Here is a 1,154-nt window from a genome sequence, read left to right on the forward strand (position 1 = left end):
GATTTCCGAGAGTCCCGAGAAAGTGGGAGAGGTGGCCGACCCGTTCAAGTCGCCCGAGCCAGCCGGCGCCCTCCCCCGGGCCGCGAGCCCGTTCCGGCCAGGGCCCGGCAAGGTCCCGCCCGCCTTCGGCTCGCGGAACGCCCCGCTCCTGATCGCCAAGGACATGGTCGACCGGCTCGCCGTGCCGAACGACCCCGTGGCCATGCCGCTGCTCCGAGGCGTGCGGGGCGTCGGCAAGACCGCGTTGATGGCCTACACCCGCCACCACGCCGCAGCAACCGGCACCGTCGCCCTCCACATCGAGGCCGACGCCGCGGACACCGACCTGACCGCCACGTGCCGGTCCCTCCTCCGCGGTGCCGGTCCGCTCACCTCGGCCGTCAGCGACCTCCGTCGCCGGTTGTCCTCGCTGTCGCTCACCCGCGGCGAGATCGCCTTCCACCCGGCCGAGACCGACCGCGGCGACGTCACCCTCGAGGCGCTGCTCTACGACCTCGTGCTGCTGGCCGAGCACCGCGGCGTCGGGCTCCTACTGACCGTCGACGAGGTGCACGAAGCCCTGGACGAACCCTTCACCGAGCACGCCGGGGTCCGTGTCACCGAACCGGTCGCCGACCACGTGCTGGCCGACACCGGCGGCTACCCCTACTTCGTGCAGCTGTGGGGCGAGGCCCTGTGGAGCACGCTCCAGGAACGTCGAGACGTCCGCCTCGCCGACGTCCCCCGAGCGCAACAGCTCGTCGACCAGCGTCGCGAGGGGTTCTTCTCGTCCCGGTGGCAGCGGTTCCCCCGCGGGCGGGCACGCGACCTGGCCATCGCGATCGACGAGCTCGGTTCCCCTGCCTCGATGTCGGCGATCGCCACCCGGCTCGGGCACGCCGACCAGCGGCCACTCAGCGACGCCCGAGCGACACTGATCGCCGCGGGGCACCTCTACGCCCCGCGGCGAGGCCGCGTCGCCTTCACGGTGCCGTGCTTCGACACCTGGCTCGTGCAGCGGCGGGACTAGACCAAAGGACTAGACCCGGTCGTCGTGGTCGGTCACCGGCCGGTCCGTCCGGTCGTCGCTGACGCGCTCGTCGCGGACACGGTCGGCGTCGGTCCGGTCGGCGTGGGTCCGGTCGGCGTCGGTCCGGTCGGCGTCGGTCCGGTCG

At 73.1% G+C, this 1,154-nt stretch carries 1 protein-coding gene; it reads left to right on the forward strand.

All coding sequences use genetic code 11. From position 1 onward, the window contains the following. A partial coding sequence (locus WEB03_RS08955) for a hypothetical protein (RefSeq protein ID WP_368070608.1) occupies window positions 1–1,009 on the forward strand: 1,009 nt, incomplete at its 5' end. Window positions 1,010–1,154 lie beyond the last annotated feature (145 nt).

This window comes from Nitriliruptor sp., assembly GCF_040882075.1.
Classification (GTDB): Bacteria; Actinomycetota; Nitriliruptoria; order Nitriliruptorales; family Nitriliruptoraceae; genus Nitriliruptor.